Raw genomic sequence first — 1,102 nt, forward strand, 5'->3', positions numbered from 1 at the left:
ATCCAGCCAGTCTGCCAGAGTCAGGCGACCTTCTTCAGAATTTCCCTAGCAAATCGATTTTTCAGACAGAACGTAGCTCCCTTTTCAATACTTTTTAATAGTTTAGGTTTTTCACAGAAACTATATACAGACTGAATTAATGCGCTGAATGATAGTTAAAATAGCTTTCGCAGCTTCTCTGATCTCGATAGGGCGTCGATCTTTTTCAAATTGCTCGACAATTAAATCAAAGGTGTTTTGTGTACGCAGAACTTCTGATTTCATTACATCTGAAACAGGAGAAAGTATAGGGGATGGAACAAGTATGCTGTAAATACTCATGCCGGCCCTGGCAGCACTTATGGAATCTGTAGAAGCAAGCAGTGGATTTACAGACCCACCCGCAAGGTGATCAGGAGCATTGGCAGTAGATAGCCAAAAGGCTCTACCCCAGTCACGTTGGGGCATTCTTCTTACCACCCCTTCAAATAAACGATCTACATTGTCGTGTATGGAAATCAAATGTTTACTCTGAGGCTCACTAGGGGCTTCAGTAAAACTAACCGCACCGGCTCCTAATGTGTCACAAATCAATATATCCGTTGAGCCAACGCGGTCCAATAAAGATTGTAGACCTTGGTCAGTGGAAGGGTCGCCTGCAACCCCCTTGACTGCAGAACCTGGTACAGCTAGTTGTAAACGTTCTACTGCAGCCAAAACAACAGCGGGACTGTTGTCATGAATAGTCACTTCGGCCCCAAGTCGCGCAAGGTTGATCGCTATGATAAAACCAAGTCCGTCACCAGAGTTTATACAAAATGATGATTTTCCATTAAGGCGCTCCACTTTGTTCCCCTTAAAATCTATGGCATTCATTAGGATAGTAGGATAGCTAGTTATTAGAAAGTATCTAATTTAAGATTTATCCTCATTATATAATGCATATTTATTATAGAAATTTAATTATCAAAGTGGACTTAATTCAAGTATAAGAAAACCTAAGGAAATTCTGAAGAAGGTCGCCTGACTCTGGCAGACTGGCTGGATTCACCCGCCGAGATCCCCATGAAGCAGATGACCTTCGCCGAGGCCGAGTACGCTGTTAAACGCAAGCAGACGCGTA

Annotated in this window: 1 protein-coding gene; it reads right to left on the bottom strand. The window is 42.8% G+C overall.

All coding sequences use genetic code 11. The features are described from left to right. Positions 1–120 precede the first annotated feature (120 nt). Positions 121–825 carry a 3-hydroxybutyrate dehydrogenase gene (locus tag IQ22_RS23090; protein WP_145146130.1) on the bottom strand — a complete coding sequence of 235 codons (705 nt, stop codon included), beginning with the start codon at positions 823–825 and terminating at the stop codon, positions 121–123. Positions 826–1,102: the final 277 nt, after the last annotated feature.

The organism is Pseudomonas duriflava, assembly GCF_007830155.1.
GTDB lineage: Bacteria > Pseudomonadota > Gammaproteobacteria > Pseudomonadales > Pseudomonadaceae > Chryseomonas > Chryseomonas duriflava.